At 42.4% G+C, this 14,166-nt stretch carries 13 protein-coding genes; 12 read left to right on the top strand and 1 reads right to left on the bottom strand.

The features are described from left to right. Window positions 1-7: 7 nt before the first annotated feature. From ACSU1N_RS06880 to ACSU1N_RS06840, 9 genes are all read left to right on the top strand, one after another. Window positions 8-751: an iron-sulfur cluster-binding protein gene (locus ACSU1N_RS06880; RefSeq protein ID WP_440059503.1), complete on the top strand. Its 744-nt coding sequence runs from the start codon at window positions 8-10 to the stop codon at window positions 749-751. Beyond that, window positions 748-1,686 carry a dihydroorotate dehydrogenase gene (locus ACSU1N_RS06875; protein ID WP_440059502.1) on the top strand — a complete coding sequence of 313 codons (939 nt, stop codon included), beginning with the start codon at window positions 748-750 and terminating at the stop codon, window positions 1,684-1,686. Before ACSU1N_RS06880 ends, ACSU1N_RS06875 begins: the two co-directional genes overlap by 4 nt. Before the next feature lie 73 nt (window positions 1,687-1,759). Beyond that, window positions 1,760-2,644: a branched-chain amino acid ABC transporter permease gene (locus tag ACSU1N_RS06870; RefSeq protein WP_440059501.1), complete on the top strand. Its 885-nt coding sequence runs from the start codon at window positions 1,760-1,762 to the stop codon at window positions 2,642-2,644. 16 nt (window positions 2,645-2,660) lie between these two features. Continuing rightward, window positions 2,661-3,641, top strand: coding sequence for a branched-chain amino acid ABC transporter permease (locus tag ACSU1N_RS06865; protein WP_440060300.1), 981 nt, complete (start codon window positions 2,661-2,663; stop codon window positions 3,639-3,641). Between the two features lie 16 nt (window positions 3,642-3,657). Beyond that, entirely contained in the window at window positions 3,658-4,389 is a 732-nt protein-coding gene (locus ACSU1N_RS06860) for an ABC transporter ATP-binding protein (RefSeq protein WP_440059500.1), read from the top strand. Further along, entirely contained in the window at window positions 4,382-5,104 is a 723-nt protein-coding gene (locus ACSU1N_RS06855) for an ABC transporter ATP-binding protein (RefSeq protein ID WP_440059499.1), read from the top strand. The genes ACSU1N_RS06860 and ACSU1N_RS06855 overlap by 8 nt, the downstream gene beginning before the upstream one ends. 118 nt (window positions 5,105-5,222) lie before the next feature. Beyond that, window positions 5,223-6,146 (top strand): aspartate carbamoyltransferase, encoded by a 924-nt coding sequence (pyrB, locus tag ACSU1N_RS06850; protein WP_440059498.1) that lies wholly within the window; start codon window positions 5,223-5,225, stop codon window positions 6,144-6,146. Between the two features lie 140 nt (window positions 6,147-6,286). Next, window positions 6,287-7,537, top strand: coding sequence for a hypothetical protein (locus tag ACSU1N_RS06845; protein ID WP_440059497.1), 1,251 nt, complete (start codon window positions 6,287-6,289; stop codon window positions 7,535-7,537). Then, complete coding sequence (locus tag ACSU1N_RS06840) at window positions 7,521-8,879, top strand: amidohydrolase family protein (protein WP_440059496.1); 1,359 nt, start codon at window positions 7,521-7,523, stop codon at window positions 8,877-8,879. The genes ACSU1N_RS06845 and ACSU1N_RS06840 overlap by 17 nt, the downstream gene beginning before the upstream one ends. A gap of 147 nt (window positions 8,880-9,026) precedes the next feature. Here ACSU1N_RS06840 and ACSU1N_RS06835 read toward each other — a convergent pair whose 3' ends face one another. Continuing rightward, complete coding sequence (locus tag ACSU1N_RS06835) at window positions 9,027-10,370, bottom strand: aspartate aminotransferase family protein (protein WP_440060299.1); 1,344 nt, start codon at window positions 10,368-10,370, stop codon at window positions 9,027-9,029. Between the two features lie 102 nt (window positions 10,371-10,472). Between ACSU1N_RS06835 and ACSU1N_RS06830 the strand changes: the two genes are divergently transcribed. Genes ACSU1N_RS06830 through ACSU1N_RS06820 form a run of 3 tightly spaced genes read left to right on the top strand, consistent with a single transcriptional unit; the run spans window position 10,473 to window position 13,926 of the window. Next, window positions 10,473-12,092 carry an APC family permease gene (locus tag ACSU1N_RS06830; RefSeq protein ID WP_440059495.1) on the top strand — a complete coding sequence of 540 codons (1,620 nt, stop codon included), beginning with the start codon at window positions 10,473-10,475 and terminating at the stop codon, window positions 12,090-12,092. Window positions 12,093-12,136: 44 nt separating this feature from the next. Continuing rightward, window positions 12,137-13,090, top strand: coding sequence for a metallophosphoesterase family protein (locus tag ACSU1N_RS06825; protein WP_440059494.1), 954 nt, complete (start codon window positions 12,137-12,139; stop codon window positions 13,088-13,090). A gap of 2 nt (window positions 13,091-13,092) precedes the next feature. Further along, complete coding sequence (locus tag ACSU1N_RS06820) at window positions 13,093-13,926, top strand: hypothetical protein (protein WP_440059493.1); 834 nt, start codon at window positions 13,093-13,095, stop codon at window positions 13,924-13,926. The last annotated feature ends 240 nt before the right edge of the window (window positions 13,927-14,166 follow it).

Here is a 14,166-nt window from a genome sequence, read left to right as displayed (position 1 = left end):
TTTTTAAATGCCTAAAATCCTCGATTGTATAATAAGTGAAATAACCCAGTTAAATAAAAGCGTTTATTTGATGGAACTTTCTAATTGTCCACTCGATTATTTTGTTCCTGGGCAATTTGTAATGATTAAAGTAAACGGTATCGAAACTATACTGAGAAGACCTTACGCAATTTTCGACTATGATGATGGAAAATTAAAAATTTTATTCAAGGTTGTTGGTAGGGGTTCGAGAATTCTATCGGAGTCGAGACCAGGCGAATGGATAAATCTAATAGGGCCGTTAGGTAATGGATTTCCTATTAAACGAGTTAATAAAGCCGTTTTATTATCTCGTGGAATAGGATTTGCGTCTTTAGCTTATTTAGGTAAAAAACTAAAAACTAATAATATACAAGTCTATCTTGTTGCAAGTTTTCGTAGCAAAGAGGAGGATTTTATATCCGGGGGGATTATCAAGGTGGGAGATTACGTTAATGAATATATAATAGTCTATGACGAAGATGGAACTAGCGAGCTAGAAAATGTGCAAAAAATAGTAAGTAAAATCTCGCCTGAAATAGTTTATACGTGTGGTTCTCATAGGTTTATAAGAATGTTGAAAAAATTACCGCTCGAAGCATACGCGTCTCTCGAAGAACGAATGGGGTGTGGCCTAGGGGTCTGCCTATCGTGTGTTGTTAAAACCATATATGGCTATAGGTACATATGTAAAGATGGGCCAGTCTTCAACGTGAGGGAACTTGAAGTTTGAACTATTTGAACGATTATAATAATGTAGACTTAAGCGTGGATATAGGAGGTCTTAGGCTAAAGAATCCTGTGATGAATGCCTCTGGAACTTTTGACCCTTTATTATACAAAGATTTCATCGATCCAACAAAACTCGGAGCCGTAGTATTAAAAAGTATTACTCTTAATCCGAGGGAAGGTAATCCACCTCCGAGAATTCATGAGACACCATGCGGCTTGCTTAATTCTATAGGTATACCAAATGAAGGTGCGATAGAATTCGTGAAAAATAAAATACCAATATTAGAAAAATTAAAAGGAGTTACATTTATAGCAAGCGTTGCCGGATTTAACCCTAGGGAATTCGCCGAAGTAGTAGAAATACTAGAGACAGCGGGTGAAATATTGAAGGCTTATGAGATAAACCTATCATGTCCTAATCTAGAGAAAATGGGCGTGAATTGTGCTTTGGATGAGAAATGTGTAAAAGAGGCTATAAGTAGAGTAGTGAAAGTTACTAATAAACCAATAATAGCAAAGCTGGCTCCTGATGTAACAGATATTGTATCTATAGCTAGAGTTGCAATCGAGAATGGTGCAAACGCGGTAACTATCGGAAATACATATCGGGCTATGGCTGTAGATCTAAAGACAAGGAAGCCTGTTTTCAAAAATATAGTAGCAGGGTATTCAGGGCCAGCAATTAAGCCTATAACCTTGAGAGCTGTTTTCGAGACTGCTTCGGCAGGCATTAATGTTATAGCTAGCGGGGGAATATTCTCGGTTGAAGACGCTTTAGAGTATTTGCTTGTCGGAGCTAAAGCTATACAAGTTGGAACAGCAAATTTTGTAAATCCGAGAATCATGGTTGAGATAATCGAGGGCATTAGAAACTATTTGGCAAACAACAAAATTAAAAACATAAACGATTTTATCGGAAAACTAGAATTAGAGTAAGTATTCCGATACGATAAGTCCAAAGAAAGCTTAAAAACTCTTCCCGACTAAACGAATAGACAGGAGGTATCAGTTGAACATAGACCTATTGTTTATATCCGTTATAACAGGATTAATGACTGGAACATTATATGCTTTAATAGGCTTTTCTCTAACATATATTTTTGGCATAATGAAATTTGTTAATTCAGCCCATGGACAAATTATAATGATCGGTTCTTATATAGCATACTGGATGTTCGTCTTATATTTTATACCCCCATTGATATCAGCTGCGATAGGCTTTTTACTCGGACTCTTAATTGGAATCCCGATATTTTATCTCGTAGTAAACAAATTACTAGGATTACCTAGCTTGTATTCTCTTACTGCTGCTTTCGCTCTTGGTATATTTATTCAGGAGCTAGCTAAAGTAATCTGGGGTCCAACATACAGGGGCTTTATATATGACTTGGGGACTGTGAAAATTCTAATTTACAATATTCCAGCTACAAGAATTATTGGGAGCATTGCCAGCATAATAGTAATACTTGTTTTATATTATTTTTTATACAAAACAAAATTAGGAAGAGTCACCAGAAGTATAATACAGAATATTGAGGGAGCTATTTTAGTAGGTGTTGACGTGAAAAAAATATACATGATATCGTTCGCTATTGGGATCGCGCTAACAGTATTCAGTGGGGTCTTATTAACTTTTTATGTATCAAGCGGAATCAATCCATATATGGGGGATGTTTACACGAATACGGCATTTATAATCGCTGTCATGGGGGGCCTTGGCTCGCCGGAAGGAGCTCTGATAGCAGGGCTTCTATATGGGTTGATCGAGTCTATAGCGTACGTTATCCTTAGCAACTTTAGTGGAATAAGTCCATACGCTATGACTAGGTTTGTAATGTTTGCTCTACTCATGTTAATTCTATTACTAAAGCCCGAAGGAGTTATTAAAAGGTGACAGAGGTTTGGGAATTATGAGGCTCCTGAACTCGTTCTATATATCCATTTTATCTCTTGTTTTTATCATTATTATAAGGCTGACTATACCAACATATTCGCAACTTATGACGTTTATCGGTTTTTATGTAGCATTAGGATTAGCGTATAATATTTTTCTAGGATTTACTAATTACGTTTGTTTTGGGTATTCCGTATTCATAGCAGCAGGTCTTTACGGGACAGCTTTATCTTTTGCATGGTTTGGGGCTAAAGCATCCAATCTATTAGTTCTGCTATTGTTATCGCTAGGCCTTTCATTTTTTATATCGTTACTAATCGCAGGAGTTACTGGTGCTATAAGCCTTAGGCTTAAAGAAGCTTATTTTGCGATAGCGACGATCGGATTAAGTCAGGGTATAAGATTCTTTGTTGAAGGTTCCAAGATATGGGGTGGTGCCGAGGGTATTGTTGTGTCAAAATATATCATTGAGACGTTTGGATATGAAGGTCTTAGTTTCATATCTACAGATTTAGGAGATGCTATTATATACGCAACGGCGATTATCGCGATTCTAACAACCTTATTCCTGATGAATTCGAAACTGAATTATGCTTTAATGGCAGTTAGGGAGGATGAAGATGCCGCTATGGTGTATGGTGTTAATCCGTTAAAGGCTAGAATAACAGCTTTTATTTTAAGCGCCTTACTAGGCTCTATCTTAGGTATAGGAAAGTTGTTGAAAGATCAGGCAGTGTATCCAGCTGATGCGTTCTCCCTTACATATACTTTGGAAGCTTTAGCTATTGTATTAATTGGTGGGAAAGGAACCCTTCTAGGTCCACTTGTAGCAGGGATTTTATACGGAGCTCTTAAATATTTTCTTACCGCTCTATTACCAGGGCTGCAAATGCTGATAATGGCTCCTATACTTATAGCAATCGTTGAGCTATTCCCAACAGGTTTTATCGGCTGGCTAAGACTTAAGTATAGAAGACTAGATAAAGTAATATACTAATTAGACTGGTGATTTTATGGCGGATGTTATTTTAGAGGTACAGCATGTTTCTAAAAGTTTTGGAGGGGTAAAAGCGCTTGTAGATGTTAATATGAAAGTTTTTAAGAACGAGTTTTTAGCCATTATAGGACCAAATGGTGCGGGTAAAACTACACTATTCAATATTATAACCGGGTTAATTAAACCAGATTCGGGTAGAATATTGTTTGAAGGGGTCGATATAACTAATCTTCCATCTTATAAAAGAGCAAAATTGGGAATAGCGAGATCCTTTCAAATCCCGCGTTTGTTTATGAATTCTAAGGTCATAGACAATGTTATGGTTGGAGCAATATATGTAGGAAATATGGATATAGATAAAGCAAAAGAAAGAGCAAAGCATGTTTTATCATTAGTAGGCCTAGAGAAAAAAGCTGAAGAGTACGTTGTCAACTTAACATCGCCTGAGAAAAAACTATTGGAGTTAGCGCGAGCATTAGCTACTAAGCCGAAACTGTTACTGCTAGACGAGATAGTGGCTGGATTGCCTCCAAGTGAAGTGGATAATTTAATGAGAATTGTTAGAAAAATTTCGATAGAAGAAAAAATTAATGCTATAGCACTTGTAGAACATGTTATGAGAGCCGTTAGGTATGCTGATAGAGCCGTTTTCTTATACCAGGGCAGGATTGTTGTCGAAGGCAAGCCAGACGATGTATTAAATAGTAAAATTGTAAAGGATGTATACTTTGGTGAGGTAATTGAGTAAACTATCAATAGAGTGTTACAATATTGATTCAGGGTACTACGGTATCAAAGTTTTATGGAATATCAATTTAAAAGTTAGAGACAGCGAAATAGTAAGCATTCTAGGTCCTAATGGTGCAGGAAAAACAACTTTAATGAAAACCCTAGCAGGGGTATTAAAGCCTATGAACGGTAGGATAATGTATTACGGTGAAGATATTACGCGTTTACCAGCCCATCTGAGAGTGAGGAGAGGATTAGTACTTATCCCTGAGAATAGGGGGAATTTATTTCCTGATATGAGTGTTAGGGAAAATCTTTTGATGGGAGCATATCTGTTAAAACACGATGAGGATATTCGCGATAGGATGGAGGTAGTTTTTAATATATTCCCAGTGTTAAAAGAAAGACTCAACCAGAAAGCTAGAACGTTGAGTGGCGGTGAGCAGCAGATGCTTTCTATAGGAATAGGGTTGATGTCTAAACCTAGAGTTCTACTTCTAGACGAACCTACAATGGGTTTAAGCCCTAAATTTTCAAGTATCGTGATCGATTCTATAAAGCAATTAAGAGATCAATTAAAGACTACAATTGTTCTCGTTGAAGAAAAAATTTCGTACGCGCTGAAAATATCTGATAGAATATATATAATAAGTCAAGGTAGGATAGAACATGAGTTAAGTGCTTCAGAAGCAAAGACGAGAGAAGACTTCCTTTCTAAATACCTTGGTATATAACGATAAATCTTATAATCGTATAAAGACTACACGTGCCGGCACTTATTGTTAATATAAAACTTTATTATCCGAAATGCAAATTGTAATCACAGTCTTTAGTCGATGAGGTGTAATTCTGTTGTTAAAAGGCCAGGATCTGATATCCGCCCTACAGTTCTCTAGGGGAGATATAGAATATCTGATAAGGGTTGCTGAAGAGCTCAGGAAGAGGGTTGAAAGCGGTGAGAGGCTGGATATAGCTCGGGGCAGGGTTCTTTTCACAGCTTTCTTCGAGCCGAGTACTAGGACTAGGCTTAGCTTCCAGTTTGCAATGATCCGTTTAGGGGGGACAGTAGTAGACCTTGGGCCCGAGGAGGTCTCCAGCATGGCTAAAGGCGAGTCCCCGGAGGATACTCTGCGGACTGTGGACGGCTACGGGCCTGATATTATAGTGGTGAGGCATAGGGAGCCTGGTTTCGCGGCTAAAGCAGCCCAGATATGTAAGACGCCTGTTGTAAACGCCGGCGACGGTTACAACGAGCACCCGACGCAGGCCCTTCTCGACGTCTACACTATATGGAGGGTCTTCGGCAGGGTAGACGGGCTAAGGGTCGGTATGATGGGCGACCTGAAATACGGTAGGACTATCTCAAGCCTATCTTACGCGCTATCAAACTTCAGGGATGTTGAAATATATTTTATATCGCCGAAAGAGCTCCAGCCACGTGAAGAAATACTCAGAGTCCTCGACCAGAGGAGGGTTAGGTATGAGCTCTACGAGAAGCCTGATGATGTAATAGAAAAGCTCGACGTACTATACGTGACAAGGCTGCAGAAAGAGAGGATGAAGCCCGAGGAGTATGAGAGGCTTAAAGGGAGCTATATAATATCCTACGATTACCTCAAGAAGTTCAGTAAGATACCAGTGCTACTACACCCCCTGCCAAGAGTCTGGGAGCTTACCCCGGACGTCGACATACTACCCCAGGCAATGTACTTCGAGCAGGCTAGGAACGGACTCTACATGAGGATGGCTTTGATCAAGGAGATAATAGGATTATAATTGATTTTTTACACAATATTCAAACTATCTATCGCGTAGATCACTATACAATTTTACTATAAAGTATTAATAAGGTAAATTTATTAGCAATTGATGTACACAATATCTATATAAGACAAGTATATATACGGTGAATTATTATGAGCATAGAGGATAAAGAATTCGCCTTACGACCAGTTCCTTTAGGGGCGCGATTATCATTCCTAGCAGTCTTAATGATGTGGGCCGGGTTAACACTAGATCCTTCAGCACCCTATTTGAGTGCTTGGTGGGCTTCAATCTTTAATTTCTCAACTCTCTTGCTTGGTTTAGTCATAGGTAATCTCATTCTAAGCCTCTTTTCAGCTACGTCAGGGTATATTGCGACTAAGCATGGATTAAGCTATGCTCTCGCAGCCCAGAGGGTTTACGGCGTGAAAGGTGTGGCGGTTCCAGCCTTATGGGCAGGCATTGTAAGCCTAGGCTGGCTTTCGTTCTCAACCGGGTTGACAGCAGATGGTTTCTGGCGTTTCCTAAATCATCCGTCATGGACATATTACATATATTCAGTAATTCTGGTTGTAATTTTTGGTTTAACAGCGTACTTCGGCGTGAAATACATAGTATATGTAGCTTATGGAGGAGTACCTGCTCTAATGTTGCTAGTACCGCTGGGAGTGTATTTTGCTATTACAAAATACGGTGCTCCGCATTTTGGAGCAATCGACTTACGCACTCTACCGTTAATAACAGGATTTGTCATAGGAACATTCGTTAATGGATCGATCGTTTTATCCTTCGACTTCCAAAGATTTGCTAAGACAATAAGAGAATCTATAGCAATAAGTTTTATCAACTTCCTGGGATATTGGACATTCATAATCGCCTTGTCCGGCATAGCTCCGTCTGTGCTTGGAAAGGACCTTTACGATACATATATAATACTTGGCCTCGGGGGTCTAGCATTAATAACCTTGTTCCTACTTGCATGGACTTCGGTCGACGCCCAGTTCTACTCGTACTCGCTATCGTGGACTCTCGCGGTAACGTCTTTAGGGAAAAAGGTTAGAAGAGAGAATATAGTATTATTAGGTATGGCGATCTCACTTATTCTAACCCTGATAGGTATCCATAGATATGCTGTCTACTGGCTATCGCTATTAACTAGCATATCATTACCGGCGGGAGTCGTGATCTGGACTGATTATATTTTAAACAGGAAGCTTTGGGAAAAACCAGCCAGGATTTGGAATATATGGGCTTTTATATCATGGTTTTCCGGTAGCATAGTTATACTAGTACTGTACATGATAATGGGGTTATGGTACGGTATTCTAATAGGTTTCGCGGTGGCTTCCGGCTTGTACTCTCTTGGGAAATATACGGGTGTGAGCGTTGAAGGAGGAAGCTGATTACATTATTCGCTCTAAGTACGTTATAACTCTTGATAGCGAGGATGTTATCCGCGATGGCGGCATAGTCGTTAAGGACGGAGAGATTATTGCTGTAGGAAGATTCAACGAGATCTCTTCTAGGTATGAAGGGGAATTGATTGAGAAACCATGCGGGATTACTACCCCAGGTTTTATAGACTGCCATACTCATACTCAGCAGATATTATTGAGGAGTTTCATAGGCGATGAATGGCTACAATTACCGCCGGTATGGACGAAGCTACTTGTACCATTCGAGAGGAGTATGAGCCCTGATTTAGCTCTGTTTTCAACTAAACTTAGTATATATGGAATGCTCAGAAACGGTACTACAGCATTCGTAGAAGCAGCCTCCCCGTTTCCCGATATACTAGCAGAATGGGTTGTAAAGAGCGGTATCAGAGGTTTTATTACACCGGCTACGTATAATATCTCTGAAGAGATACACGAGGACCCCGATAAGGTATTTGAGCGAGTCGCCGATTTCTATTCTAAATATGCTGGTAAAGATCCTAGACTCAAAATCTGGATGAGCCTTAGACAGGTGATGATGGCTAGCGATGATCTAATAGAGAAAATAATAGACTATGCTTTAAAACATGAGACCGGATTCACAATGCACTTAGCAGAATACCAGGGCGAAGTCGATTTCACATTAGGAAAAACAGGCAAGAGGCCTCTCGAATATATGCTTGAAAGAGGTGTTTCAAAACTTAAAAATGTAATTTTAGCTCATGCAGTTTTTCTCTCTCCTAGCGAGGTAGAGATTATTAGAAAGCTTAAAATAGGCATATGCTGGTGCCCTACGATAGATTCATGGCTGATGGGACCTCACTGGATCGGCCTCTCTAACATTAGAGATCTCAATATAGGGATTGGTAGCGACGGAGGTGCTTGGAATAGGCTAGACCTACTACACGAATCTAAAGTAGCTAAAGCGCTTGGAAAAGGATTAGCAGCTAGTATGCTCTACTATAAAGCCGGCTTGGATTCGAGAACAATTATGAGAATGCTAACAGGTAATAGAGGCGAGTTAGTAGGCGAGAAAATAGGGGTTCTAAAACCGGGTTATAGAGCTGATATAGTGGTTTTCGATGCGTGTAAAGCATTAAACCTACCAGTACACGACCCGATTGAAGCTGTTGTAAACTATCTCGAAGGCGATAGTATTACAGACGTATTCGTAGAAGGAAAGCATATAGTAGCAGATGGAAGGGTGCTCACTATTAGCGAAGAAGACTTACTGAAAGAATACCAAAGGATAGAACCGGAATTAACAGACCTCTTACATAGGCTTAGAGAGAGAATTAAATTTAAATAATTGTTTTTTAACCTCTATTTCATAAAGCTTTTAGAAGAGTATTCCTCCCATCATTATAAACCCTCTGAATAGAAAACGTCGCTAAGCTCTCGAGCACTTTTTAAATCCGTATTTGCGACGAATCGTCTAATATTATCCGAATAATTTTTACCAGCCCCATCCCTGTATTTCTTCGATTGCTTCATCCGGCACTCTCCCGTTTACTACATCTTTCAAAGCTTCTTCAAGAATATTAATAGCTTTATCGAGATCGTTTTCATGGATATTCAGCGGCGGCATGAACCTTAGCACGTTCCCGTATTCTCCAAGCGTTGTAATAATTAGGCCACGTCTCCACGCAGCATACGATACCTTGAGCGCGTTCTTCTTGGACGGTCTACGACTAGCCTGGTCCTCGACGATCTCGATCCCTATCATCAGGCCCAGCCCTCTAACATCGCCGATTATGCTAAATCTATTCTTCAACTCGGCTAGCTGTTTCATTACCTTCCCTCCCAGCATTCTAGCTCTTTCGACGAGGCCTTCTCTCTCGATAACCCTTATAGTAGCAAGCGCCGCTCTGCACGCTACCGCGTGCCCCATGCTTGTGAACCCTAGGCCTATCCACGGGAGGGACTCTAGGATTTCTTCTCTGGCAACTACAGCGGAGAGAGGGAATCCTCCGCCGAGTGCTTTAGCGGATACTAGTACATCTGGGACTACATTAAAATATTCTACAGCCCACCAGTACCCAGTCCTACCCAGGCCTGTCTGCGCTTCGTCAGCTATCAATAATATACCCTCCTCGCTCGAGATCCTTCTAACCTCTCTAAGGAAGTCAGGAGGGGGTACTACAACCCCTGCATCACCCTGGATAGGCTCGATTATAACCGCTGCTATCCTATCTCCCTCCCTTCTCACAATCTTCTCGAACTCTCCTATAGCCGCTGCCGCGAGCTCCGATGGGTTCTCGTAGCCGTCAATACCCCACTTGTTCCTATATGGATTGGGGTATTCGGCGAAGTAGACATTAGCATAGGTGAGCGGGGCTAGCCGGTCTCTTAGCGAACTAAATATGCCGCTTACGGATAGAGGGAGGTATAATGTGCCGTGGAATGAGCCGGTGAAAGAGAGTATACCGGTTTTCTTCGAGTAATAGATTGAAGCCATCAACCCTATTTCAACAGCATCCGAACCACTGAATCCGTAGACTACCTTCTTCCTGAAAGAGCCAGGGGTTATACTAGCTAGTTTCTCAGCGAGATCGATAGACGGCTTATTATAGAAGTAGAGGGCGGTGTAGTTGATTAGCTCCCCGACCTGGTCTACTACCTCTCTGATCACTTCTTCATGACTAAACCCTATATTGAATAATACAGAGCCTGATGTAGCATCAATGTATTCCCGGCCCCTATCATCGTAGAGTCTGCAACCCCTACCCTTTACTGGGATAAACGGGAAGTATTTTAGAACGTATGGTCTTGGGATTAACAATCTGTCTTTTACAATCATATCTTCCACGTTATTACACAACCTTCCAGACCCTTACACCCTATATCAAGTTATGTTTATATATTTCCTATTTATACAAATAAAAATATGTAGGGTGGTGGCTTGACAGAAGAAGTAGTTTTCGTAAGGAGGGCTTCAGGCCTTGTTAGAGAGCTCTCGTGGCTTGATATAGCGCTATGGTCAATAGCTTGTCCAGCAGCATCAGGGATGACGTACTACGCTGTTAAAGTACTAGGCTACCCTGATACCTATGGCGGGAATATAGCTCTAGCATTCTTCCTAGCAGGCCTCATATTTCTACCTCTAACGATAGCATTCTACTATATTGCAGCATCATTCCCTAGGTCTAGCAGTATGTACGTGGTTGCTTCTAGAACCCTCCACCCGATACTAGGCTACATCCCGTTCTGGTACTATATTATCGGAGGAGGCGGTGCTATGACAGCAGGTTTTATAATGTATATTGGCCTGAAAGCATTCAGCGGGCCGCTAGCAGTAGCCGGACTAGCCACTGGCAACCAGGCTCTGATCAATATGGCTAACGCTCTCATAGACCCTGTAAACCAATTGATTATCTCAATAATACTAGTTGTAGCACTATGGCTACTCAACCTCGGCGGTATAAAGGTTATAAAATGGACTATGAGGATCGCTACAATAATACCTCTCATCGTAACAGTCCTAACCCTCGGCGCACTAGCTTTCGTAGGACAGAATAACGGTATAGCAGCTTTCGACTCAATATACGGTCAGGGGGCTTCCGCAAAGATCATGAATACTGCTTTCAACGAGACTGTAAGCTCGCAGTACGGAGTACCCGTCTTAACCGCGAACCCGCTCCTAATAGGCACCTACGGTATGTTGTTCTGGACACTGTGGGCTTGGTCAGGTCTCGAAGTAACTACTTTCGTAGGAAGCGAGGTGAAAGACCCCTCGAGATCCTACCTCAAAGGATTGTTCATAGGGTATAGCGTAGTAATGGCGCTCTACCTATTCAATGCTTTCATACTGCCATACGTATTCAACTATGATTTCCTAGCTGCTTACGCGTATTTGAAAGCCAACTACCCCGACGTACTATCTAAACTATTTCCGGGCAAGCCCCTGCCAGACCCCTCGGTACCATTCTATATAACAGTAGCCTTCCCCAATCCCGTTCTCGCAATAATTGTTGGACTAGCCTACTTCCTATGGTATCTAAACACGGCTATACCGGTCTGGGTCGCTGCTGTCAGAGGCTTCTTCTCTATGAGTTTCGATAGAGCCCTCCCCGAGAAACTAGCCTCGGTATCCCCGAGATTTGCAGCACCCACTTGGGCTAACCATGTAACTGCGATCATAGCAGGCCTGGGAGCGATTATAACCTACTACGAGAACCTCGGAGCCACTCTAGCGACAGCACTTATATCCTGGCTCGACTTCAGCCTCTTCATATTCGTATGGCCTGTCGGCTTGTCGCTAGCTCTACTACCCTGGTGGAGACCTGAGTTATTCGAGAGGACGGTGTTCAAGTCTAAGGTGTTGACATCAGCCCTCGGTATCATAGTATTCGCTATAGGCTGGTGGCTAATGCTATACACTTCGTACCCTGAGCCCTCGGTCCAGATGGTTAATATAGCTGCTGGAGTAATAGGGCTGTCGATCTACGTATACATGATGGCTCGTAACAGGGCTAGAGGCATCGACCCTAGTAGGATCTACGGCCAGATACCCCCAGCCTAAGGTTTTTTATGTCTCAAACCCATTTATTCAAGGGCTGGCTCTAAATGGTTTCTAGAATATTCTTCTCGGTAGACGTCCACGGGTCTACGCTCGTCTGGAGGAAGTGGATTAAAGCCCAGGAAATGTACAATGCTAACGTCTTGATCCTAGCCGGGGACTTGACCGGTAAAGTCCTCGTACCGATCGTTAAACACCCAGATGGAACCTGGACGGCTAGGTACTTCGGGACGAGATGGGTTCTGAAGAGCGAGGAGGAAGTCGCTAGGTTCGAGGAGAAGCTGGAGGGTGCTGGAGCATATTTTGTTAGAGTAGATGAGAGAGAGCTTGAGGAACTAAAGAATAACCCTGACTTAGTCAATAAGATCATGGTCGAAAAGATGGTTGAGAGGATTAGGTCCTGGCTAGACCTATTGGTTAGCAGGGTGGATACCAGGAGGGTTACGACAATCGTTATGCCCGGTAACGACGACGAACTCGCTATAGATAGCGTGATAAGAGAGTATGAGGATAAAGGGGTAGTCTACCCCCTGGAGAAGGTGGTTACTATAGAGAAGCTCGAAGTCGTATCATCCCCGTATGTAAACCCGACTCCTTGGAAAACGCCTAGGGAAATGGAGGAGAAAGACCTTGAGAAGCACCTCGAGAAATTGATCTCTAGACTCAGAGACCCTGGGAAGTCTATATTCAACTTCCACGCCCCGCCCTATAACACTATGCTCGACCTAGCCCCGAAGCTGACTAAAGACCTAAGGGTTGTGACTGTAGCAGGCGTACCGCAGTACGAGCACGTCGGCTCGAAGGCTGTTAGGAAGGTTATCGAGAAATACCAGCCTGTGATAGGGCTCCACGGCCATATACATGAGTCTGGTGGGCAGGATAAGATCGGTAGGACTATTGTAGTAAACCCTGGTAGCGAGTATAGCGAGGGTGTTTTGAAAGCGTATATAGTGGAAATAGACGGGGATAGGCTGGTTAACTACTATAAGATCGAGGGTTGAAGATGAGTAGTAGGGTTTCTCTAAGCCCCCAGGATTTCGTATCTGAAGCAGTCGGTATTGTGAAGAAGGCTTCCGATAAAGGCGTTGTGCTAAGGATACTGGGTGCTACCGGGGTGTACATACACTCGCTCGATAAGCCTGCTTCTATAAGCCTATACGAGAAGCTTGGAAGGTTCAAGGGGGAGGGCCTTGTCTTCACAGACCTGGATCTAGCTGCTTACAGTAAGCAGAGGAAGGAGGTTATAGACTTCTTCGAGAAAGAACTGAAGTTCAAATACGACCCGTACGTTAAAGCGTTATTCGCTGGGAAAAGGCTTATCTACTACCATCCCCAGGACTACTATCATATAGATATATTCTTCGACAAGCTCGAGTTCAGCCACGACATACACTTCGGGGACAGGCCTGGGAAAGGGGTTTTAGAACAGGATTTCCCAACTATACCGTTATCACACCTCGTCTTAGAAAAGCTCCAGATCCACGAGATCAACTGGAAGGATCTAGTAGATCTAGCAGTCCTATTTCACGCCCACGACTTGTGTAAACCGGGGGTTGAGAAAGACTGTATAAACGCGGATGCGATAGCAGGAGTCCTCGCAGACGACTGGGGCTTCTGGTATGATGCTATGGTAAATCTGGCTAAGCTCAAGAGCATTATCTCTAGCAAAGCAAGCGAAGGAGTGATATCCAGGGAGGACTCAGAACTGATCCTAAGCAGGGTCCAGGCCCTGGTTGACAAGATCGAGTCTACTCCTAAGACAAAGAACTGGATTAAAAGATCCAAGATCGGTACTTCGAAACCATGGTATAGGGAGGTAGAGGAATTAGAGAGATAGTCTTACCCGGCCGATTCCACCTTTCTAGAAAACCTTTTTTATCTCTGGTACCGTAGGATTCTTCTAATTGTATCATATAGACAATAATGGTAAAAGTAGGGCTTTAAAACAGTTCTCTACACATTCCACAGACAGGCTACGCACTAAACCGGTTTTTGATGGCACTGGAAAAGTTTACAAAACCCTTAAGCAGAACCCGGAGGGGTTAAGGGTTGTTGGCAAGAGCGTTTTTATTTAGCT

The organism is Thermogladius sp. 4427co (assembly GCF_051933805.1).
Lineage (GTDB): Archaea > Thermoproteota > Thermoprotei_A > Sulfolobales > Desulfurococcaceae > Thermogladius.
Note: the sequence above shows the minus strand (reverse complement) of the source record. Positions and strands in the feature narration are given on the sequence as shown.

Coding starts and splice junctions, on each gene's coding strand:
- ACSU1N_RS06835 (WP_440060299.1), bottom strand. CDS start 10,370: ATGATTGTAAAAGACAGATTGTTAATCCCAAGACCATACGTTCTAAAA.
- ACSU1N_RS06865 (WP_440060300.1), top strand. CDS start 2,661: ATGAGGCTCCTGAACTCGTTCTATATATCCATTTTATCTCTTGTTTTT.
- ACSU1N_RS06860 (WP_440059500.1), top strand. CDS start 3,658: ATGGCGGATGTTATTTTAGAGGTACAGCATGTTTCTAAAAGTTTTGGA.
- ACSU1N_RS06820 (WP_440059493.1), top strand. CDS start 13,093: ATGAGTAGTAGGGTTTCTCTAAGCCCCCAGGATTTCGTATCTGAAGCA.
- ACSU1N_RS06845 (WP_440059497.1), top strand. CDS start 6,287: ATGAGCATAGAGGATAAAGAATTCGCCTTACGACCAGTTCCTTTAGGG.
- ACSU1N_RS06880 (WP_440059503.1), top strand. CDS start 8: ATGCCTAAAATCCTCGATTGTATAATAAGTGAAATAACCCAGTTAAAT.
- ACSU1N_RS06825 (WP_440059494.1), top strand. CDS start 12,137: ATGGTTTCTAGAATATTCTTCTCGGTAGACGTCCACGGGTCTACGCTC.